The organism is Alicyclobacillus sp. SO9 (assembly GCF_016406125.1).
In the GTDB taxonomy this organism is placed as follows: domain Bacteria; phylum Bacillota; class Bacilli; order Alicyclobacillales; family Alicyclobacillaceae; genus SO9.
Genome location: NZ_CP066339.1, coordinates 1687416 through 1709838 on the forward strand (window position 1 = coordinate 1687416; position 22423 = coordinate 1709838).

General features: G+C 49.7%; 20 protein-coding genes. 16 read left to right on the forward strand and 4 right to left on the reverse strand.

Annotated elements, in window-relative coordinates:
* Positions 1-33: 33 nt before the first annotated feature.
* The 3 genes from sufB to GI364_RS07585 all read left to right on the forward strand — a co-directional run bounded on the left by sufB (position 34) and on the right by GI364_RS07585 (position 2404).
* On the forward strand, positions 34-1419 hold the full coding sequence (gene sufB, locus GI364_RS07575) for a Fe-S cluster assembly protein SufB (RefSeq protein ID WP_198853895.1): 1386 nt from the start codon (positions 34-36) through the stop codon (positions 1417-1419).
* A 125-nt stretch (positions 1420-1544) separates the two neighbouring features.
* Positions 1545-1859: a Rieske (2Fe-2S) protein gene (locus GI364_RS07580; RefSeq protein WP_198853027.1), complete on the forward strand. Its 315-nt coding sequence runs from the start codon at positions 1545-1547 to the stop codon at positions 1857-1859.
* Positions 1860-1951: 92 nt separating this feature from the next.
* Positions 1952-2404 (forward strand): RrF2 family transcriptional regulator, encoded by a 453-nt coding sequence (locus tag GI364_RS07585; protein ID WP_198853028.1) that lies wholly within the window; start codon positions 1952-1954, stop codon positions 2402-2404.
* A gap of 1423 nt (positions 2405-3827) precedes the next feature.
* Here GI364_RS07585 and GI364_RS07590 read toward each other — a convergent pair.
* Positions 3828-4106 carry a hypothetical protein gene (locus GI364_RS07590; RefSeq protein ID WP_198853029.1) on the reverse strand — a complete coding sequence of 93 codons (279 nt, stop codon included), beginning with the start codon at positions 4104-4106 and terminating at the stop codon, positions 3828-3830.
* Positions 4107-4459: 353 nt separating this feature from the next.
* Here GI364_RS07590 and GI364_RS07595 point away from each other — a divergent pair, with 353 nt between their 5' ends.
* From GI364_RS07595 to GI364_RS07615, 5 genes are all read left to right on the forward strand, one after another.
* Positions 4460-5005 (forward strand): peroxiredoxin, encoded by a 546-nt coding sequence (locus GI364_RS07595; protein WP_198853030.1) that lies wholly within the window; start codon positions 4460-4462, stop codon positions 5003-5005.
* 172 nt (positions 5006-5177) lie between these two features.
* Positions 5178-5633, forward strand: coding sequence for a TlpA disulfide reductase family protein (locus tag GI364_RS07600; RefSeq protein WP_198853031.1), 456 nt, complete (start codon positions 5178-5180; stop codon positions 5631-5633).
* Positions 5634-5860: 227 nt separating this feature from the next.
* Positions 5861-6520, forward strand: coding sequence for a fatty acid metabolism transcriptional regulator FadR (locus tag GI364_RS07605; RefSeq protein WP_198853032.1), 660 nt, complete (start codon positions 5861-5863; stop codon positions 6518-6520).
* Positions 6517-7287: an electron transfer flavoprotein subunit beta/FixA family protein gene (locus tag GI364_RS07610; RefSeq protein WP_198853033.1), complete on the forward strand. Its 771-nt coding sequence runs from the start codon at positions 6517-6519 to the stop codon at positions 7285-7287. Before GI364_RS07605 ends, GI364_RS07610 begins: the two co-directional genes overlap by 4 nt.
* Positions 7288-7356: 69 nt before the next feature.
* Positions 7357-8334: an electron transfer flavoprotein subunit alpha/FixB family protein gene (locus GI364_RS07615; RefSeq protein ID WP_198853034.1), complete on the forward strand. Its 978-nt coding sequence runs from the start codon at positions 7357-7359 to the stop codon at positions 8332-8334.
* A gap of 102 nt (positions 8335-8436) precedes the next feature.
* On the opposite strand, the gene GI364_RS07620 is transcribed toward GI364_RS07615, so the two are convergent.
* The gene (locus GI364_RS07620; protein ID WP_198853035.1) at positions 8437-9621 is read right to left on the reverse strand and encodes a MalY/PatB family protein; all 1185 of its coding nucleotides are present in this window, start codon (positions 9619-9621) and stop codon (positions 8437-8439) included.
* 99 nt (positions 9622-9720) lie between these two features.
* Entirely contained in the window at positions 9721-9852 is a 132-nt protein-coding gene (locus GI364_RS25110) for a hypothetical protein (protein WP_255524614.1), read from the reverse strand.
* Between the two features lie 157 nt (positions 9853-10009).
* On the opposite strand from GI364_RS25110, the gene GI364_RS07625 reads away from it, so the two are divergent.
* The 5 genes from GI364_RS07625 to hutH all read left to right on the forward strand — a co-directional run bounded on the left by GI364_RS07625 (position 10010) and on the right by hutH (position 15453).
* Complete coding sequence (locus GI364_RS07625) at positions 10010-10318, forward strand: hypothetical protein (RefSeq protein ID WP_198853036.1); 309 nt, start codon at positions 10010-10012, stop codon at positions 10316-10318.
* Positions 10311-10709: a hypothetical protein gene (locus GI364_RS07630; RefSeq protein WP_198853037.1), complete on the forward strand. Its 399-nt coding sequence runs from the start codon at positions 10311-10313 to the stop codon at positions 10707-10709. Before GI364_RS07625 ends, GI364_RS07630 begins: the two co-directional genes overlap by 8 nt.
* Entirely contained in the window at positions 10706-11989 is a 1284-nt protein-coding gene (locus GI364_RS07635) for a sigma 54-interacting transcriptional regulator (protein ID WP_198853038.1), read from the forward strand. The genes GI364_RS07630 and GI364_RS07635 overlap by 4 nt, the downstream gene beginning before the upstream one ends.
* A 266-nt stretch (positions 11990-12255) precedes the next feature.
* Positions 12256-13461, forward strand: a complete 1206-nt coding sequence (gene megL, locus GI364_RS07640; protein WP_233096054.1) for a methionine gamma-lyase — start codon at positions 12256-12258, stop codon at positions 13459-13461.
* Positions 13462-13896: 435 nt separating this feature from the next.
* Entirely contained in the window at positions 13897-15453 is a 1557-nt protein-coding gene (hutH, locus tag GI364_RS07645; RefSeq protein ID WP_198853897.1) for a histidine ammonia-lyase, read from the forward strand.
* A gap of 54 nt (positions 15454-15507) precedes the next feature.
* Here hutH and GI364_RS07650 read toward each other — a convergent pair whose 3' ends face one another.
* Positions 15508-17013, reverse strand: coding sequence for an aspartate ammonia-lyase (locus GI364_RS07650; protein WP_198853039.1), 1506 nt, complete (start codon positions 17011-17013; stop codon positions 15508-15510).
* A gap of 318 nt (positions 17014-17331) precedes the next feature.
* On the opposite strand from GI364_RS07650, the gene GI364_RS07655 reads away from it, so the two are divergent.
* The 3 genes from GI364_RS07655 to GI364_RS07665 all read left to right on the forward strand — a co-directional run bounded on the left by GI364_RS07655 (position 17332) and on the right by GI364_RS07665 (position 22422).
* On the forward strand, positions 17332-19881 hold the full coding sequence (locus GI364_RS07655) for a S9 family peptidase (RefSeq protein WP_198853040.1): 2550 nt from the start codon (positions 17332-17334) through the stop codon (positions 19879-19881).
* A 105-nt stretch (positions 19882-19986) separates the two neighbouring features.
* The gene (locus GI364_RS07660; RefSeq protein ID WP_233096055.1) at positions 19987-20889 is read left to right on the forward strand and encodes an inositol monophosphatase family protein; all 903 of its coding nucleotides are present in this window, start codon (positions 19987-19989) and stop codon (positions 20887-20889) included.
* Complete coding sequence (locus GI364_RS07665) at positions 20890-22422, forward strand: nicotinate phosphoribosyltransferase (protein WP_233096056.1); 1533 nt, start codon at positions 20890-20892, stop codon at positions 22420-22422.
* The last annotated feature ends 1 nt before the right edge of the window (position 22423 follow it).

The window sequence follows — 22423 nt, forward strand, 5'->3', positions numbered from 1 at the left end:
AGTACAAGGAGGTCGATTGTCGTGGCGAAGACAATGCCGAATTTGGAAGAGTATAAGTATGGGTTCCACGATAAGGACGTTTCTGTTGTCAAGTTTCAAAAAGGCTTGAACAAGAAAATCGTTGAACAGATTTCCATGATGAAGAATGAACCTGGTTGGATGACAGACTTCCGTCTGCGCTCCTTGGAGTTGTTTGAAAAGCAGAAAATGCCCAACTGGGGCGGCGATCTGTCTGATCTCAACTTTGACGATATCACGTACTATGTAAAACCTTCCGAGCGACAGGGCAAGACATGGGAGGAAGTTCCGAGCGAAATTAAGAACACATTTGATAAGCTCGGAATTCCTGAAGCGGAACAAAAGTACCTCGCTGGTGTGTCAGCGCAGTACGAGTCCGAGGTTGTGTATCACTCTATGCGTAAGGACCTGGAGGATCTCGGTATTCTGTTCACAGATACAGACACTGCCCTTCGCGAGTATCCTGAACTGTTCAAGGAGTACTTCGGCACCGTTGTACCTCCTGAAGACAACAAGTTTGCAGCGTTGAACAGCGCAGTGTGGAGCGGAGGAAGTTTCATTTACGTACCAAAAGGCGTCAAAAGTGATGTCCCGCTCCAGGCTTACTTCAGGATTAATTCGGAGAACATGGGACAGTTCGAAAGAACTTTGATTCTCTGTGATGATGACAGCTTCGTGCACTATGTCGAAGGGTGCACAGCACCGGTTTACAGCACCAACTCTCTGCACAGTGCCGTTGTCGAAATTGTGGTGAAGGACAATGCTCGCTGTCGTTATTCAACCATTCAGAACTGGGCCCCCAATGTCTATAATCTAGTGACAAAGCGTGCCGTAGCGTATAAGAACGCTACGATGGAATGGGTAGACGGCAACATTGGTTCACAACTGACCATGAAATACCCAAGTGTCTATATGATGGAGGAAGGCGCCAAAGCGATGGTGCTATCCATTGCTGTAGGCGGTAAAGGACAACATCAGGACGCAGGAGCAAAGGTGGTTCACAATGCTCCGAATACGACTTCAACGATTGTCTCCAAGTCCATCAGTAAGCAGGGCGGAAAAACTACGTATCGCGGCTTGACCAGTTTTGCGCCAAATGCTTACGGCTCCAAGTCCAACGTAAAGTGTGACACACTTCTGTTTGACGAAAATTCAACTTCGGATACCATGCCGTACAATGAAATTATGAACGATGACGTTACATTGGAACACGAGGCGACTGTATCCAAGGTCAGCGAAGAGCAACTGTTCTATTTGATGAGTCGCGGGTTGTCGGAAGAAGAAGCCACTCGGATGATTGTCATGGGCTTTATCGAACCTTTCACGCGTGAACTGCCGATGGAATACGCGGTGGAAATGAATCGCCTGATTAAGTTTGAAATGGAAGGTTCTGTAGGATAATGTTAAAGCGGGTTTGGGAAGCGTGATGCTTCCCAAACGTCCGATTTGATATGAATTGTGTCGATGTGTCTGAAGAGTTGAAGAGTTGAAGAGTTGAAGAGTTGAAGATGAACGGAGATGTGCGTGTGAGTTGGACGAAGGTGGCTTCTGCAGCGGAAGTTGCAAAAGGAAGCATGAGGAATGTAGAAATCGATGACGAATATATCGGTGTGTATCATACGATGGAAGATGAATGGTATGCCACCTCGAACATCTGTACCCATGCAGGGGAGACTTTGACGGACGGAACACTGGAGGGCTGTGTCGTTCAGTGTCCCAAACACGGAGGACAGTTTGACGTTTCGACGGGTGCGGCAGTGAAGTTTCCGTGCGTGATGCCTGTGGAGACTTACCAAATTGAGATTCGGGACGGTGAAGTGTACATCGACTTTGAGGAGTAATTCGGACAAAGCGAATTCAACCTCAAGGGCGAGTGCTTCTCAGAGATACAGCAGTCTTTGCTAACCCGAACGGAAAGCTGAGGGGATAGGCTTTGAAGGTCGCCAAGAAGACGGAATATGGCCTTAGGGCAATGGTTGCACTGGCTTTGATGGCAGGTGAGCGCCATGCTGTACCCCTTCGTACAATTGCAGAGTCTGAGAATATTCCTGAGCCTTTCCTCGATCAAATCGTAGCAAAACTCAGAAAGGCAGGCTTTGTGAAAAGTGTACGAGGCGTAAATGGCGGGTACATGCTGAGCAGAGCTGCGTCTGATATTAAAATTGGTTCATTGGTAAGAGTACTTGAAGGTTCTCTGTCCCCCATTGGATGCATTGGGGATGACGTGCAAGCTGTTGAGGAATTCTGTTGTAGAGTGGAAGGCTGTCATACTAGGCCAGTGTGGATTCGGGTTATGGATGCAGTCACCAGAGCATTGGACTCTATATCATTAGAAGACGTCATGCACGATGAAGTGCCCGTGGAAACAGTTCTGAGCGAATCGTAATCGCGTTGCACCGTAATTAGAAGCAGTCGGAAGCGTGTGTCGAGGGACTGTGGGAGTACAGGGTGATTTCAAGGGATTGAATGGATTAAATGAGGATTCGTCTGAGTCTAGCCGTGTCCGACCAACACTATAAAGCTGGCCCTGCGAGCAGCCCGTGAGAAGGTACCGACCGCAGGAGGCCAAAATCTAAGGCAGCCCGCAAGTAATTTTGGGCGCCTATTTTTGTCGACAGCCAAAGGTTGTTTTTCGTATGCGATGACGCGGACTTCCCGCAGGCTCGCAGCATGACAAGCAGGTGATTGGACGATTAGTTCTTTTGAATAGATTAGGAAGATAAACAGGACAGTCCTGTTTATCTACAATATTAGGATAGTCCAATTGGAAAACGGGTTGGATTGTACGATAAGCGGATGGACCTGGTCGCCGCAGAGGATGAGGCCCTCGGATGGCGAGGCACGGGTTCTGAATCAAGGGGACAGGCCTGGAATCAAAGGGATAGGCCCGAAATCAAGGGGATAGGCCCAAATCAAGGGGACAGTCCTGGAATAAGGATCCCAAAAGAGCTTATATGGATCTGACGGCTCTGTGTTATTGAAATAGACTCCCCAGAAGAGCTTAAGCAAGCAATTATAGCCCGAAATGGCACTCTCACTGCCACTTAAGCTCCTCTCAGGAGCTTATTAGGCCGCTTTGTAACAGAAAGCGAGAAATAAGCACCTGTGGGATCGCTATCAGGCAGTCGTTACCTTTGCATATACCCCTGATGGGTATTGGCACTTCAAAGCCCCCGAATCGTGCTCCAAAGTTGCACTCCAAAGTTACCAACCACATCCAGGCTGGGGTGTGGGATTGAGTGATTGGACGATTAGTTCTTTTGAATAGATTAAGAAGATAAACAGGACAGTCCTGTTTATCTACAATATTAGGATAGTCCAATTGGAAAACGGGTTGGATTGTACGATAAGCGGATGGACTAGGTCGCCGCAGAGGATGAGGCCCTCGGATGGCGAGGTATGGGTCCTGAATCAAAGGGATAGGCCCGAAATCAAGAGGACAGGCCTGGAATAAGGATCCCAAAAGAGCTTATATGGATCTGACGGCTCTGTGTTATTGAAATAGACTCCCCAGAAGAGCTTAAGCAAGCAATTTTAGCCCGAAATGGCACTCTCACTGCCACTTAAGCTCCTCCCAGGAGCTTATTAGGCGGCTTTGTAACAGAAAGCGAGAAATAAGCACCTGTGGGATCGCTATCAGGCAGTCGTTACCTTTGCATATACCCCTGATGGGTATTGGCACTTCAAAGCCCCCGAATCGTGCTCCAAAGTTGCACTCCAAATCGACTACAGACATCCAGGATAGGTAATATATGGACTGTTGTCTACTTAGACGTACCAAGCCCCATCCAAGCTAGACACGCGATCCATCAAAAGCCAAGGTCTGTCTTTGGCATTTGCTTTACTTGTTCCAACTCTTCATCACGTTTCCTACAGGCTTCTAAGTAGGCATTGTACATAGACCGAATGTCGGGATTGCCTGCTGTAACCTGCTGATCCAACAGTAGATGGTGGTTGCGTCGGTCATAGGAAATGTGGTTGCTTGGATTATAGCCCTTATCCCGCAGCAAGCCGAGTAATTGTGTCATCAAGTCTGTCACGGCGAGGTGTGATACACTCCATTGTTCCGTTTGGTCTGGTTCTGACATAGTGTTTCCTCCCTCTCCATGTAAATTATCAGGATCCGCTGCCATGGATGAGACGTCTTAATTAGTTCGCTACTAGTGTTTTGGCAGTCTTTCATACAGTTCGCTGCCGATTGATTGTTAGCCTGTGGAGCTTGCGTTGCAAATCTCTTATCGGCTCCTACCAACCGCCGCATAGCTGGCAGCCCACCGCCGCATAGCTTGGCAGCCACCTGCACCGGGCTGATATTTTTCAAACTTGCCATAAGAATATGCAATAGGCCCCTTGCCAATTTGAATATGGGTATCGATAAATAGTATAATTCAGTTTGTGTGGTAAAGCCAATTGCCTCACAATCAGATTACATAGGAGGTTGATGGGAATGCCGTTAGTTGGGAACCCAGCTCCAGATTTCGACATGTTGTCAACAAAGAACATGAAAACCTTGGATGAGCGTGTTAAACTGTCTGACTATAAAGGCAAGTGGTTGGTTATGTTTTTCTATCCCGCCGACTTCACTTTTGTCTGCCCGACAGAGATTATTGCGATGAATGACAGGCTGCAAGAGTTTAAAGACTTGGATGCCGAAGTTCTGGGGATTAGCACAGACAGTGTGCACAGTCACAAGGCATGGATTAATACACCAAAAGAAGACAATGGCCTGGGCGGTTTGGACTATCCGTTAGGCGGAGACTTCACGAAGGAAGTTGCCAGCAAATACGACGTGCTGGTTGAGGCTGAAGGTGTAGCACTGCGAGGTCTGTTTATTATCGATCCCGATGGCGTACTCCGCTACCAAGTGGTACACGATCTGAACATTGGCCGCAGTGTTGATGAGACCCTGCGTGTTCTCGAAGCCTTGCAAGCAGGCGGCATGTGTCCGGCAAACTGGCAGCCTGGAGATGCGTTGCTCGAAGTCTGAGGCGGTTGGCCGCTAGGGCCTGCTGCTGCCAGAAAGGGGGATCGGCCTGCGAGCCGTTCCTCTTTTTTAGCATGTGATAGAGCTGAAACGTAAATTGTCCAGCCTCGCAGCAGTTACTGTGAATGCTGTCTTTTTGAGAAAGCTGGAAACCATCATTTGGAGGTGATACTGCATGCCCATGCGACTAGGGACGGAAATGCCAACTATTGAAGGAGCAACCGAGTGGTTTAACAGCGAAGGAATGCCCGAGCTGGAGCCGGGGAAGGTAACGCTGATTCACTTTTGGGCAGTCTCCTGCCACATTTGCCATGAGACAATGCCCGAACTGATGAAAATTAAGTCCAAGTATGAAAAGGACGGTCTACAGGTTGTTGCTGTGCATATGCCGCGCTATGATGCGGACGTAGATGTTGAGAAGGTCAAGGGTGACAGGGCGGAGTACCAGATGGATCAGCCTATAGGTCTCGACCACCGCAAGGCACTGGCGACTCGATTTCAAAATGAGTACGTACCTGCTTTTTTCATTTTTGACAAGGAAGGTAAATTGAAGTTTCGTGCCGCCGGCGATCGCGGTTTTCAGAAGGTAGAACCGAAAGTGCGCGAGGCACTGGGACTTCCAAACGAGTAAACGTAGACGGTACCCTCTACACCAGAGCGGCCGGGATGTGATACCCGAGTTAAGGAACAGGTAAAGAACGGCCGCTCCCTCATTTGTCCGCCCAGATTGATGTGTCCATTTGAATTCACTTGAATTTTTGCGAGTTTTGCTCTGACTAGGTCGAGGTTTCATGAAGACTAGGCACAGTTCAGCGTTATTGACAGTTACAGTTTCACCACCTACAATGAGGATGAATAATGAATGAGTATTCATTCACTAGGAGGAGGAGGGTTATCGCAAATCGCCGGGACGAATTAAAACACGATGCGATTCTTCGTGCTGCAATTACGGTGATGGCCCAGGCGGGATACCATCATGCGCAGATTTCACGGATCGCCAAAGTGGCCGGTGTCGCTGATGGAACCGTTTACCTCTACTTCAAAAACAAAGAGGACATTTTGATTTCCTTGATTCGCAGTTGTATCAGTCAAATTGTGAAACGATCAACCGAGGAACTGCTTTCTGGTATGTCTGCCACCGAGAAACTGTCGAGGCTGGTGACCTTGTATTTCAGGGAATTAGGCAGTGATGCCGAACTTGCCATGGTCACGCAGGTACACTTGCGGCAAGTGGACGCTAATATTAGAAGGCAAATTGGAGACATCATGAAACCGTTTTACGACACGCTTGACGATGTTGTGAATCAAGGCATTGACGAAGGTATGTTTCGCCCTGGCATCAATCGTCGCCTTGCTCGGAGAATGCTGTTTGGAACCATGGATGAAACTGTGACTGCGTGGGTTTTGACCGGGAGTAAGTACGACCTGGAGGCTCAAAGTTCCGATGTCGTAGATTTACTGTTACACGGATTGACCGTATCACAGTTGGTCAAATCGGAGAGGAGTGCAAACACATGAACATATTAGTTTGTCTGAAGCAGACATTTGACACAGAAGAAAAGATTGTGGTAGAAAACGGAAGCATCAAAGAAGACGGCGTCCGGTTTGTGATTAACCCCTATGACGAATACGCAGTTGAGGAAGCCATTCGCTTGAAAGAAGAGCACGGCGGAGAAGTAACAGTGATTTCTGTAGGTCCTGAGCGTACAGAGGAAGCATTGCTGACTGCCCTGGCTATGGGTGCTGATTCTGCAGTCCTCGCCAGTGACGAGGAACTGTTTGGTGACGAATATACTGCCGCAAAAGTGCTGGCCGCAATTATAGAGGACCGTGAGTATGACATCATTCTCGGAGGGAACCAGGCCGTTGATGACGGATCCAGTCAAGTCGCGGTGCGGTTGGCAGAGGAGTTGAATATCCCTCATATTTCAACAGTTACAGAGTTGAAGGTAGACGGAGATGCCGTAACAGGCCACCGCGATGCAGAAGGCGATGAAGAAATTGTAACTGCCAAACTGCCTGTAGTCGTTACGGCTCAGCAGGGACTCAACGATCCACGTTATCCCTCACTTATCGGCATTCGCAAAGCTAAGAAGAAGCCGATGGACCGCTTGACAGCAGCTGACCTGGGCTTAAGCAAGGATGATATCGCAGCGAAAACCGCAGTAACGGAAACCTATCTTCCAAAGCCCAAGGAGGGCGGAAAGATTCTCAGCGGTGAACTTTCCGACCAAGTAAACGAATTAGTGGATGCGCTGAAGAACGTTGAAAAAGTGCTGGACTAATAAGCTGATGGACGAATGAAGCAAGAAGCAAGGCACAACATGCACAGCAAGCGCGGGAGGGGAATTTAGATGGCTAAAAACGTACTGGTTGTTGCTGACATTCGAAACGGAAAACTAAGAAATGTAACTCACGAAATGATTGGCGGAGCCCTTGCCATCGCGGCAGGCGGTGAAGTGAGCGTCGCGTTGATTGGTGAAAGCGTATCAGGGCTCGCAGAGGGACTGGGCAATCTCGGTGCAGACAAGGTCTATGCGGTAGAATCTGACTCACTGAAGGACTATACACCTGCAGCCTATCGAAAGGCTCTGATGGAGGTTTATAACACCGCGTCTCCAGAAGTTATTCTCCTGGCACACTCGGCCGTTGGAAAAGACCTAGCGCCAATGATAGCAATGCGTCTTGGTACGGGCCAAGTCTCCGACGTTGTGGGTATGGAGGTCGAAGGCGATGAATTGGTGTTTACCCGCCCCATCTACGCAGGTAAGGCTTTTACCAAAGTGACGGTGAACAGCACCCCGGTTGTGGCCACAATTCGTCCCAACAACCTGCCCCCTGCAGAAGCAGGAAAAGGGAAGGCCGGATCTGTCGAGAACCTGGACGTTTCCTTTGAACAAGCTGACCTAAACACTGTCATTCAGGAGATTATCAAGAAGACATCAACCGGAGTCGATTTGACAGAAGCCAAGATTATTGTGTCCGGCGGCCGCGGTGTGAAAAGCAAGGAGGGTTTTGAACCCCTGCAGGAGTTGGCTGATGTGCTTGGTGCCGCGGTGGGTGCATCGCGTGGAGCGTGCGATGCGGAATACTGCGACTACTCCCTGCAAATTGGTCAAACAGGAAAAGTGGTCACACCGGATTTGTATATTGCGTGCGGCATTTCAGGAGCCATTCAACACCTGGCCGGTATGTCCAATTCCAAGGTGATTGTGGCGGTTAATAAAGACCCTGAAGCTCCGATTTTCCAAGTAGCAGATTACGGCATTGTCGGAGACTTGTTCGAGGTTGTACCGTTGATGACGAAGGCACTGAAAGAGGCTTTAGCATAGCGGTCGGACACCCGTGCAGACATCGACAATAGATAGAAAACAGGCTCTCCTCTGTGCTAGAGAGAGCCTGTTTTCTGTCTCAGAGCCTATTTGTAAAGGTGTTCAAAATGACGGTGACAGTTCCTTAACGGCAGATTCCAATTGTGCTAGTGCTTTCTCCAGAAGCATTCTCGGACAAGCCAAGTTCATTCGCATAAAGCCAGTCCCTTCCTCGCCAAACATACTTCCTTCATTGAGGGCAATCCCTGCAGTATGCGTCATGAAGGATTTGAGTTCTTCCTGGGATAACCCGAGCTTGCGGCAATCAAGCCATACTAAATAAGTCCCTTGCGGCTTTGTCAGGCTGATTTGCGGGATGCGGCTGTGCAGCGTCTTATCCAGGTACTTGATGTTCTCGTCGATATACTGCAAGAGCCCTTCAAGCCATGGTTCACCTTCTTGATAGGCTGTCTGTAATGCCACCTTGGCGAGAATGTCAGGTCTGCCAATGTGGAACTTATCCAACGTTGCGATATACTGCTTTCTGAGTTTCTCGTCAGGTATGATTGCGATGGCTGCATGAAACCCTGCTAAATTAAAGGTCTTACTTGGGGCCACAAATGTGACTGAGCGACGGGTCAACTCGCCACCGAGGGAAGCATACGGTGTATGCGTGAAACCTGGCAGAATTAAGTCGGAGTGAATTTCATCAGCAATCACGAATGCGTCGTATTTCTCACATAGTTCTCCAAAAGAGCGCAGTTCGTCTCTGGTCCAGACACGTCCCACAGGGTTATGCGGGCTGCACAAAACGACGACTTTCACCCCAGACTGCAGGATTTCCTCCAAGTTTTCCAAGTCCATGACATACTGACCATTTTCGACCTTAAGCGAGTTTGTTACGGGGGTACGACCTAAATTAGTAATGATTTTTTTAAACGGGTGATACACGGGTGTCTGAATTACGACGCTGTCATCAGGATTGGTTACTAGACTTAATATGTAGGCAAATGCAGCGAGAACACCAGGGGCGTGTGTCAACCATTCGGTTTCAACCGGCCACCCATGGCGTTTTTGCAGCCAGTGCTGCACTGTTTGGTAGTAATCGTCCGGTAAGCCGCCGTAACCGTAAATTCCGTGCTGAATCCGTGTCGTCAATGCGTCTATGACAGGCTGCGGAGCAGGAAAATCCATGTCAGCAACCCACATGGGAATAGCATTCTTGTTTTCGTATATGGCTTCTCTGCCACTCCATTTCATAGAATCGGTGGCTGTGCGGTCAATGAACTCGTCAAACCTAGGGTCCAAGACAAATTCTCCTCTCAAGCTGACTCAAATTCAGGTGACTCAAATCAAGCTGATTCAAAAAGACTGCTGACAGACCAGCAGTCATGGGTGGAAACAGGATTACCGTATTGTAGTTGTAACTGCCGCTGCAGAAGCTGCATTAGCCGACGGGAATGCAGGTTGCGGCTTAAATGTTTCGTAGGCAACAATCACCAGTGCAATGACCATTAAAATAAGAAAGTATCTTCTCATTACAATATTCCTCCATCATCAGTACAAACCTAAGGTTGTCCTTCGAATACTTACTTATTGTATCAAACCACTGATTATTGTGCACAACTTTCCTCCTCTCATGCGTTGCCTCCGAAACGCTCCTGCGAGTAAACTGTTAAGAAAGGAGTGTGCGGTTATGGATCCGTTGGAATGGACTCATCAATGGGACAATTACGAAATGATGATGTATGTTGAAACGGAGGGGGAACACACCGGGATCTTCATGCAAGTATCACAGCGTGATAAGCGCGACGGTGCTGAAGAATGGGAAATTCTCTATAATCGGAAATTGAGTGACTATAGTCCTGAGGCAGGCCGTGGGAAAACAGATTTTGCAGAGTGGGAGGATGCTGTGCTTCGGGATTATTTGCATCAACACCCGCATCTGGTACGGGACGAAAAGGCGTATTTCGAAACGCGAATGGCAGGTGAGGCGCATGAGTAAACGAACCCATCACAATCGGGCGGCTTCTGCGGAAAATGATAAGCCGGATTACGCCGCCGACTATCCGGTTCAAAAAGCGAAGGCAGAAAAGAAAGAAGACGACAAGGCTCATGTTCAAGAACACTTGCAGGGCAGTGTTTTGGAAGAACTGAGCCGGCTCAAATCCAAGTTGGAGAAAGAAGCCGCGTCAGCGGACACCAAGGGAGAAAAATTGCAACGGGGTTCCCCGTCATTGCGTCAGGACAAACGTGCTGGTTCGTCCAAGCAAGTAAGGGAAACGCCGGACGAAAAGAAGTCTTTTGCCGAGTTGTTTGAGCCTCAGGAAGAAGAAGATGTGTCTTTCGAAGATATCCTGAAGGAGTCCAAACTGGACTGGCGTAAGTTCAAGTGAGCATTCGTTGGTGTTTGGAGACAGACGACCGAATTGGAATGGTTCGAGACATTGTGTCGGCGGTTGCAGACTGTGGTGGAGATGTAGAAGCCATGGAAGTGGTGTCACGGTATGTGTACATCCGCTTACATTGCTCAAACACACAGACAATGCAACTTCAATCCGCCCTACAGTCCGTGTCGGGGGTGAGGCGGGTCGACGCAATTGATTCACTGCCGTATGAAGCGGATGAGCAGAACCTTATTAGACGGGTCATGGACAGAGAAGGGTCCGACGAGACCCTGTCCTTTTCCGGATTGATTTACAAGAGTGATTCCATGAAGGCGCAAGTGCATATAGCGAAGGCTATTGCTGCCAGGGATGTACCTGTCTTGATTACTGGGGAAAGCGGAACTGGAAAGGAATTGATGGCGAGAGCCATCCACAATGCTTCAGCGCGAAGTCAGCACCGGTTTGTCGCTGTAAACTGTGCTGCAATCCCGGAAACTTTGTTGGACAGTGAACTTTTTGGGTATGTGGAAGGTGCGTTTACAGGTGCAAGGCGAGGAGGACGGCTGGGTCTGTTTGAAGTTGCGGACGGAGGGACCCTATTTCTGGACGAGATTGGCGAAATGAATCCTGCAGTCCAGGCAAAGCTGTTGCGTGTCTTGTCCGAATCTGAGTTGCGCCGTGTCGGCGATTCTGAGTCACGAAAGGTAAATGTGCGAGTGCTTGCAGCCACAAATCGAAATCTGGAACATTTGATTTCGACGGGTCAGTTTCGCCAGGACCTCTTCTTCCGCCTGAATGTCATCCCGATTCAATTGCCGCCCCTTCGTGATCGTAAAGATGATATCGTTCCCTTGGCCATGGCCTTCATCAGTCGAATGGAACGACGGTTGGAGCGCAAGTTTCAGCTATCCGTCGAGAGTCAGAATGCCATTCGAGAGTACGCATATCCCGGCAACATTCGTGAACTGCAGAACATCATTGAGCGGGCCTGCTACCTGTGTGAGTCTGAAGTCCTGTCGCCAAACTTGTTTATGACAGACTCTTTTCTGCCAAAGTCCGTGCCGGCAAATCTTCAGGACGCTGCAGAAGACGGTGCCAATACGCCTCCGGCTGAGGCTGCTTACAGCAGTTCGAGTTCTGTTCCAGAGACCAGTTTGCGTAACCTTGTCCGGACCTATGAATTAAAGATCATTCAAGATACGGTCAACCGTCTCGGAAGCGTTCGTAAGGCTGCTGCCGAGCTAGGTGTTTCTCATACCACGCTGCTAAACAAGTTGCATCGTGAATAGGACCAGTCAGAATGCAATAACCCCACCAGGTGGAACGTTTTTGTTCCGCCTGGTCTAAAATCGTTCCACTTATTTTTGAATGACTGTTTTGTACTTATAAAAGAATCCGTTCGCAGCATTTCCGCATCTTTCCGCAATCTGCACCGTACGGCACATTATGAGCATTTCTTCAACGACTGTCCTTCTCTCCTGTAGTTGGCATGGGGTTGGCATAAAAATTGCATTAGACTTTGCAAACACTGTATATGTGGAAAGGAAGATGGTATATGGGGGAGAAACAAGACAGGGCAAGCCAATCGATGCGGACAAGACTGATTCATTTACCGGATAAAGACGGACAGGCAGAACTGTTGGGCAGCATCACCCCGCCTCTGTTTCAAACGTCTACGTTCGTCTTTGACAGCGCCGAGCAGGGAGGTCGTCGATTTGCCGGGGAAGAAAGCGGATACATCTATAGCCGTCTAGGAAATCCCACGACTCGGTTACTGGAGGAAGCCATTGCAGACGCTGAAGGTGCAGATGATGGGTTAGCGTTTGCCAGCGGCATGGCTGCGATTTCTGCCACACTGATTGCTTTGGTGAAGACAGGTCAGCATGTGTTAGTTTCTCGCGGTATCTATGGCTGCACTTTTGGCTTGCTGGAAATGCTCAATCAACGCTTTGGCGTCAGCTTTACGTTGGCTGACCTCGGCAGTGAAGAGGCTGTTCGTGCCAATATGCGTCCGGAAACCACCGTCATCTACGTAGAAACTCCAATTAATCCCACCATGGAACTTGTCGATCTCGCTGCCTGCGCCAAGGTCGCACACGAACAGGGTGCGAAGCTGGTGGTAGACAACACGTTTGCCAGCCCTGTACTGCAGCGCCCGCTGGAGTTAGGTGCGGACATCGTTGTGCACAGCGCTACAAAATACCTAGGCGGACATGGAGATGTCATTCTTGGATTAATGGCCGGACCGAAGGATTTTGTTGCAGAAGTCAGAATGACTACCCTGAAAGACATCGGTGGTATGGCGGCTCCCTACGATGCCTGGCTTGTCCTGCGCGGTATGAAGACGCTATCCGTAAGAATGAGGGAGCACTGCCGCAGTGCAGAGGAAATCGCGGTAAAGCTGCAGCAGCATCCGGCGGTAGAGAATGTCTATTATCCAGGGCTGAGTGACTTCCCTCAGAGAGAATTGTACGAGCGACAAATGGAGGGCGGCGGCGGTGTCATCGGATTTACTGTGAAGAGCGGCTATGACGGGGGCAAGAAACTGATGAATGAACTGGAACTGTGCCGCAGAGCTGTATCCTTGGGAGAAGTCCATACACTCATTCAGCATCCTGCCAGCATGACTCATTCTCCAGTACCCCCGGAAGTTCGCAAGGAAATGGGCATCGATGACGGCTTGGTCAGGCTTGCAGTCGGATTGGAAGACCCGCGTGACATTTGGGCGGACTTGGAACAAGCACTGGATTCTGTACGCTAGCAGAATGGCTAAATCAGCAAAATCGAGGTACAATGTATGTATCCGCAATGGGTCAATCCGCAATTGCTTCATGTGCAGGGTTGACGGTTGGTAGTTGACAGCTTAAGTTGCACGTCGTGGTTAACAGTCAATTGAAGGCTGTAATCGAAAGGCGTAATCGAAGGTTGTAAACGAGAGGCGTAATCGAAATTGAAGGCTGTAATTGAAATCGAAGGCTGTAATCGAAGGTAACGTTATTTCTATCTGAGGAGAATATGAGATGTGCCGAGGAAGACCCGGAACAGTCGCAGGGCGATTCTGTCGCGGAACAACCTCATTTTTTGACAATACGAATGCATACACTGGGTGACCTTAGCGGGTCACCCTTTCCTATGTTAAAGCGACAGTATGGTACCGAAGTAGTGTTGGTTGGGAGGAGATTCTGTGCAAGACAAGATGGTTGTATTAAATGGCAATGACTTAACGCTTGACAATGTCTATAACGTTGTGGTGAGAGGTGCAGAGTGTATCATTTCCGACGATGCCTGGAAAAAGGTTCGGGCAAGTCGTAATCGTATTGAGAGGCAAGTAACGCAAGGCAACATCGTCTATGGTGTTACAACTGGTTTCGGCAAACTCAGCGATGTATCCATTGACGAGCACCATGTGGAACCTTTGCAGGCAAACTTGCTCCGCTCGCATGCGGTCGGCGTCGGTGAGCCCATGCCGCAAGACGTGGTTCGAGCCATGCTGCTGCTGCGTGCCAATGCCTTGGCAAAAGGGTTTTCCGGAATTCATCCAGACACACTGCAACTGCTGGTAGAGTTACTGAATCACCGTGTACACCCTGTAATCCCCAGTCAAGGTTCTCTCGGCGCAAGCGGAGACCTGGCTCCTCTTGCACATATGGCCCTGGTGCTCATCGGTGAGGGTGAAGCAGAAGTGGACGGACAGGTGTTGTCAGGTTCGGCAGCACTAGCCAAAGCTGGGCTCAGTCCGGTACGCCTTGGGGCAAAAGAGGGACTGGCACTGATTAACGGAACACAGGCCATGTCCGGTATTGGCGCAATGACACTGCTCGAAACGAAAAACGTTGGCAAGGCGGCGGATTATGCGGCCGCATTAACCATGGAGGCCTTGCGAGGAATCGTAACGGCATTCGATAAGGATTTGTTGGCGACTCGACCGCATCGGGAACTGGAAGAGGTTGGTGAGAGACTGCGTACTCTCCTCCATGGAAGCCGACGCGTAACGAAGCAGGGTGAGTTGCGGGTGCAGGACGCCTATTCGCTGCGCTGCATTCCGCAGGTGCACGGTGCGTCGTGGCAGGCCTGGAACTATGCATATGAGCGTCTCGCTGTCGAATTGAACGCTGCAACAGATAACCCAATTGTGCTGTCCGACGACAAAATTGTTTCCGGCGGTCAGTTTCACGGTCAGCCCATTGCATTGGCCATGGACTTCCTAAAGGTTGGAGCGGCAGAGTGGGCCAATATCTCAGAAAGACGCATTGAACGGCTGGTCAATCCCCAGTTGAGCGGATTGTCTCCGTTTTTGGCAAAGGAACCTGGGTTGCAGTCAGGATTCATGATAACTCAGTATGTGGCTGCTGCTCTGGTCTCAGAAAACAAGGTTCTGGCCCATCCGGCCAGCGTGGATTCAATTCCGTCCTCTGCAAATCAGGAAGACCATGTTAGCATGGGCACCATCGCAGCACGCCAATGCCGCCAGATTGTCACAAATGTAGCAAAAGTGGTGGCCATCGAACTCATTTGTGCAGCTCAAGCGGTCTACCTTCAGGGTGTAGAGAAAGAGTTGGCACCGGCCACAACACATATCCTCAACTGGGTTAGAAACTATGTTGGGCCAGTAACGGAGGACAAATCGCTCAGCAAGGAAATTGAGGCTATGGGCAATGCAATTCTGGCTGGCAGCCTGGAGGAAGCCATGGCTGACTCGGATTCGGCACAGGCAAAACAGGCCTCGTCGATGGAGACGAAGCCTGTCATGTGAGTAACCCGCAATAAGTGAACTATCCCGGGGGGATTCAACTGATTTTTGTCAGTGTCAATCCCCCGATTCTGGTTCGAATCTTTGACTAGTGGTTGCTGGTTGGCGTGTTTTGGCATTCTGGCCCGGGTTGCCGTAGGTCGAGGGACGTGCGTTTCCTGCGCCGCGAGGTACCACTCTGGAGAGTTTTTCTATATCCAACGCCTTGTTGACAAGGTGCTCTGGAATTTCCAAATTGTTTGCCGCTTCCCGCAGACTGATGTCCTTCGCTAAAGCTTCCTTTACGATTTTCGCTGCTTGCTCGTAGCCGAGTTCCACATTGAGTGCTGTGGCCAGAGACAGCGTGTTTTCTGCATAAAATGTGCATTGTGCCTCATTGGCTTCGATACCGCGAATGCACTTGTCGCTGAATACTCGCACGGATTCAGAGAGAATGCTGATTTCGTGCAGGAAGTTCGCAGCCATCACAGGCATCATCACATTCAGCTCCAATTGGCCGGCTCCGCCTGCCTGGGCTACGGTGGTGTCGCAGCCCTGTACCTGGTAGCACGTCATGTTCAGCATTTCCGCCATGACTGGGTTCACCTTTCCTGGCATAATTGACGATCCCGGTTGCACGGCAGGCAGGTTCAGTTCCCCAAGTCCTGTCCTCGGCCCGGATGACAGGAGTCTCAAGTCGTTGGCAATGCGTTGCAGTGCGAGGGACAAACTGCGCACAGCGCCGCTGACGAAAACAACCTCATCCGGATTCTGGTTAAACGTAAAAGGGTTATCAGGCAGTCGAAAAGAAAGCCCCGTAAATTGTGCCACGTATTCCACGACGGTTTGCGCGTATCCCTCAGGCGTATTGATTCCGGTTCCAATCGCGTTTCCGCCAAGGCCGATTTCCAGAAGACTTGCGGCGGATTGTTCAAGCCACCGCCGGTGTCGGCGAATGTTGTCCGCAAAAGCGGCAAACTCGTCTCCGAGACGCATAGGAACCGCATCCTGCAAGTGTGTTCTACCGGATTTTACAATGTGATTAAAGGCGCGGGCCTTGTCTTCCAGACTTTGAATGAGCTCTCCTAGTGCCGGGTCTAGCTGGTGAGCCAACAGCTCTATTCCTGCAACCTGCATTGCGGCATGAATTGTATCGTTAGTGGATTGAGACTTGTTCACGTCGTCATTAGGGTGAACTCTGCTGTAATCACCGCGCTGTCCGCCTAGAAATTCTGCAGCTCTTGATGCAATCACCTCATTTACGTTCATATTTTGTGAAGTGCCTGCACCTGCTTGATAGACATCTACCTGAAACCATTCATCGAGTTTGCCGCTCATTACTTCTTCCGCGGCATGGCAAATTGCTTCTGTCTTTTGCCCGTCCATGACGCCTAAATCTTTGTGAGCTTTTGCTGCTGCCCACTTTAATATGGCTTGTGCACGGACAAATGCAGGCTGGAGATGCAGCCCGCTGATAGGAAAGTTTTGTATAGCTCGGGCTGTCTGAGCTCCATAGTAGGCCTCCGCCGGAATTTGCAACTCGCCCAAAGAATCATGTGCCGTTCGCATAGGTTGCTGTTCCATCGTACGCCCCTCCAATTCTTGTTTCCAATTCTTGTTTCCAAAAAAATTCTGTAGTTAAATAGTCTCTTCCTATTGCCCAGTTTGTCGATTTGTCCAGCTTTTCCGATGTGTTCAGTTTGCCCCGTGTTCAGAAACTGCCCTGTCATTCTTATAACTTTCTTCAGAAAAAGTATAACAAAGCCATTTCTCAGAGAAAAATCGCACAGGTGGAGATTACCTGCACCTGTGTCCATGCGCCGGAAAAGTGCGAGGGTCTCATCTGCAACAAGGTTATGCTATGCTTTGAAAGAAAAGATACAAAGGTGAGGTGCATAGACTATGAACTTATGGACAGTTGAAGAGTTGCTTCAAATAAAAATTCCACTACATATGAGTATTGCCCCGGATGAGCGACAAATTACATACAGTTTGAAAACTTTGGACGAAGAGAAGGGAGAATTCCGGCAGAAATTATATCGTCACATGCTTGATGGTGAAGATGGCGCCGTTCCAATCACATACGGTTCTTCAATTGAAACAAATCCTGAGTACAGCCCAGACGGAAAATGGCTTGCATATGTAAGCACCCGGCAGCCGGATGAGCAAGACGAAGACGATGAAGAGATGCCGTTACAACGGCTGTATCTCATGCCGCTCACTGGTGGTGAGCCAAAGTGCATGACCAAGGAATTGGGGCCCGTCCATCAATATCACTTTGCTCCGGACAGCAACAGTTTGTTCCTTTTGACTGATGTTGAAGAGACCTCATTTGATAAGGAAAGAAAGAAGGCGATTGAAGAGCAAAAGCGAGATTTGACGCATGAAGAGCGCTCTGTTACGCCTCGACGACTGTGCAGGGTGGACATTTCATCTGGGGATGTTACTACGATTTACCCTCGAGATTACGGCTTGCATGAGTTTTTCGTTGCAGAAAACGGCAGGCAAATCGTCTTTGTCACCAATCACACTGGCTTAAACAACGATGAAGACGAATTGAATCTGTATGTACTTGAAGCTCCTTTTGCTAAGCATTCTACCCGCACAGATTCCCCACAGTGGCACAAGCGTGCACTGATTGAACGCAAGGGGGCTTGTCACACACCGCGGGTTTCACCCGACGGGAGCCAAGTTGCTTTCATAGCACCGCGGTATGAGGCCTCGGAACATTCGCAGAGCGAAGTTTGGCTAGTACCTCTTGACGGGTCTTCTCCCGCCATCAATGTAACCGAGAAAACAGGCTTTGTCGGAGACGTCATGGATTTGCAGTGGGCGTCGAAAAACAGCCTTTTATTTCAGGCGGAACAAGGTCTGTACTCCCGACTGTTTCTCCTCTCTGACACGGATGCTGCGAAAAATGGGTCGGCTGAAGTGGAGGATGTCATCACAGAACCTTGTGTCGTAGGGAGCTTTGTTGTGCACAAGACGGGGTCCACGGTGGTGTATTCGGCGGAGACTGAGACAGAGCCCCCTGAAGTCTTTCTGTGGAAAGAGGGGATGAGTGAACCACAGCAGCTTTCGCACTGGCAGAAGCCGTGGCGCGACAAATACCGTGCTGTTGTACAGGATTATCACTGGCAGGCAGACGACGGCACCGTCATGGAAGGACTTTTGGTGTTGCCAAGGGAGAGTGCAGAAAACGAAGCTGCATTAGGTCAAAAATGGCCCTTAATTGTGGACATTCACGGCGGACCTGCATGGCATACTACAAAAAGCTTTACACAGTACTTGAATTTCCACTGGTTGTCCGGCTTGGGTTACGCCGTTTTCCACCCCAACTACAGGGGCGGTTTGGGTTATGGTCAAGACTATCTTTACGCAAACCACCACGACCTTGGGGGGATTGATTACCGCGACATTATGAGTGGAGTTGATGCCCTTGTGGCAGAGGGTTTGGCGGATGAAGAGCGCCTGGGTGTGATGGGCGGAAGCTACGGCGGCTACATGACGAATTGGATTATCGGGCACGACCATCGGTTCAAGGCTGCGGTGTCGGAGTTTGGTATTTGGAGTCTCATGACAGATTTCGGTTGCTCCAGCGCCCGGGGGTGGGAAGTGATGTACCTGGACAGATACTGGGAGCAGCAGACGCTGTATTTAGAGCGTTCTCCCGCACAGTATGTGGACAGAATTACAACACCAGTGTTTATTCTGCATGGAGACGAGGATGATAACACGTTTATCGCCAACTCAAAGGAAATGTACAACGCCTTGCTGGAAGCGGGGAAGACAGTGGAATTTGTGCATTATCCGCGGGAAGGACACGGCTTTCGGGAACCGCAGCACAAGGCCGACGAGTATCGTAAGATTGCAAAGTGGTTCGGGCATTATCTCCCGACCAAGTGGACGGAACAGCCTGCTGAAGTCATGAACTGGAGAAAGGTGGATGACAGCGTCCAAGCCAGGGTTGTCGGAGCGTCTATCAGTACTGAGTATGCCGGAGTTGGTGAGGACTTTGAGAGAGTTGTCGTTGTGGACATTGAAACGCAGAGGATGACCCAGGGAGAAAATGAAAGTGCATCAACATCTTCTGCGGGAACTGCAGGATCTGCACAGACTGTGGCAGACTCTGATAGTCCAGCAGATAAGAAAGACAGCAAAAACCTTACAATTGCCAATCCGGAAGACAATGAGGTCGTACTGTTGTGGTCAGGAACCGAGTTGTATCAGCGGCCGTCGGTTTTGGCTGAGGACGTTATTTCACCATTAGGCTGGACAGTTCCTGACAGCAGCTTTGTCGTGGAGGGAACGTCCAAACTGGTTCTTTATGCAAACACGACCATTGCTAAAATCCGTTTGCTGTTCCCGGCTGATTGGATACAATATGGAGATTTGAGTGAAACTGTGTTACAAATCAAAGAGACAAACTATCAAATCGATGCGTACTTGTGAAAGCTTGGCGTCTCGATTGAACACGAGATGTGTGAATAGACAAGGGAACAAAAGACAAGGGAACAAAAGGTCGCATCACAGGGCCTGATGAGAGGTATGAGGATAGTGTCGAACTATACATTAGAACTTCAGGTTGCAGTTCGAGCGGCTTTGGCTGCCGGGCAGCACTTTTCTAAAGCAGTGGGCGGAGAAAAACAGGTATCGGCAAAGTCTTCGCCGGCAGATTTAGTAACGGAATACGATCCAGAATGTGAAAGCATGATTCGTCAAGTGATTCATCAAGCGTTTCCGGACCATTCCATTCTCGGTGAGGAGACCACCGCACCAGGGAGTGCTGCATCAAAAAAGGCCGCACAGGAGGTCTACCAGGAAGAGCATTTATGGATTGTCGATCCCATTGACGGAACGACCAACTTTGTCTACCAGTTGCCCTTGTCGGTTGTTTCCATTGCCTACGCTGAGAACGGCGAAGTCAAGGCAGGGGTGATTTATGACCCCTATCGTCATGAGGTGTTTGCTTCCGCCACAGGCTTTGACGCCGTGAAAATGAGCAGCCAGGAAGCGGCTGACTGGATTGAGGGTACGGCCGCGGAACAGACAGAAACCACGTTGCCTGGGCAAACTCTCCATGTACTCTCCCGTGACGGAGTAAGGGGAAGTGTCCTTGCCACTGGTTTTCCGCCTCGTGCGGCTTCGCGAGAACTGGCAACGGCATCTGCTCTGAAACTTGCCCACCGGGTCAAGAGCCTGCGGGCGCTGGGAGCCGCTGCACTGCACCTTGCCTACGTAGCCGCCGGTCGCTTGGATGGATTCTGGGAATACGACCTGAACCTCTGGGATTTGGCGGCAGGAGTGTTTCTCATTAAGCAAGCTGGTGGAGCTGTCAAGTCACTTCACGGCGAGCCCTATGGTCTTTTGGTCCGCGACATCGTGACTGCAGGGACGCCGGGCTTACTGGAGGAGATGATAGAGAGCGTGACAGCAAAGCCGGATGGGAGCGGTGAATGAATGGCGATTGCAGATGAGAAACGGATGGCAATTCAGCAACGGATAGAGGCAGTTTCTGCGTTGCCTGTGTATCGGGATCGGAAGCTGGCACTGTTGACGGATTTGTATCAATTGACCATGATGTATGGCCATTACCATTCCGGTGATTGGGACAAGCAGGTCGTATTCGACCTCTTTTATCGCACAAATCCCTGCAATAATGGCTACGTGATTTCGGCTGGACTTGAACAGGTGGTCTGGTACCTGTACAATCTCCAGTTCAGCAGCGAAGACATTACATATTTGCAGAGTCTCAACATGTTTTCAGAGGAGTTTCTGGAGAAGCTGCGTCAGTTTCGGTTTTCCGGGACCTTGTATGCTGTTCAAGAGGGGTCGCTGGTTTTTCCCAACGAACCCATCCTGCGATTTGAGGGTTCTGTTTTCGAACTTCAGTTAATCGAATCAGCGGTCTTATCTTTCATAAATCATCAAAGCCTGATTGCAACCAAGGCTCAAAGAATTGTGGATGCAGCTCGAACGGACAGACGCAATCCAACGGCTCCAGTCATTGAGATGGGTCTGCGTCGGGCTCAAAACGCAGATGCTTCCATCTTTGGCGCGAGAGCTGCTTATATTGGCGGGTGTGTTGGAACGAGCAACGTCATGGCCGGTCAGAGTTTTTCCATTCCTGTGGTGGGAACGCAAGGACACAGCTGGATTCAGAGCTTTCCTTCTGAACTGGAAGCTTTCCGGGCCTATGCCAGTGCATTTCCAAATCACGTCGCTCTGTTGGTCGACACATATGATGTGGTGAAGAGCGGGATCCCTAATGCCATTGCTGTAGCTGCAGAACTGAAAGCAGAGGGGAAGAAACTGGAGTCTATCCGAATTGACAGCGGAGACTTAGCCTATCTGTCAAAAAAAGCGAGGGAAATGCTGGATGAGGCTGGGTTGACGGATGTGGGTATCATCGCTTCGTCTGATTTGGATGAACACACCATTCGTGAATTGATTCTGCAAGGAGCTGAGATTACCTCTTGGGGGGTAGGTACGAATTTAATTACGAGCTATGACTGTCCAGCCTTGGGTGCGGTGTATAAAATGACCGCTCAGCAAGAGGATGGGCATCTTAAGCCAACGATTAAAGTCTCTGAAAATCCTGCCAAAGTGACAAATCCGGGCAAAAAACGAGTTATTAGGTTGTATAATAAGGGATATGCATCCGCGGACTTGATTGTCCTGGATGATGAACAACTGGATAGAAGCGAACCGTTGGAACTTTTTGATCCAATTCACACCTATAAACGCAAGACACTGTACCAGTATGAAGTGGAGGAAATGCTAAAGCCGATTTTTGTAGATGGGGAGCTTGTCTATGAGCTTCCATCGCTCAAAGAAATCAGACGTCACGTGGCAAATTGCATGAGTCACTTTCCGTCTGAAATTTTGCGGCCGGTCAATCCACACATCTACCATGTTGACCTGTCCGAAAGTCTTTGGGACCTAAAACAAAAATTGCTTCATCAGTGGCGTCCCCAGGCTCAGCAAGGCTGAC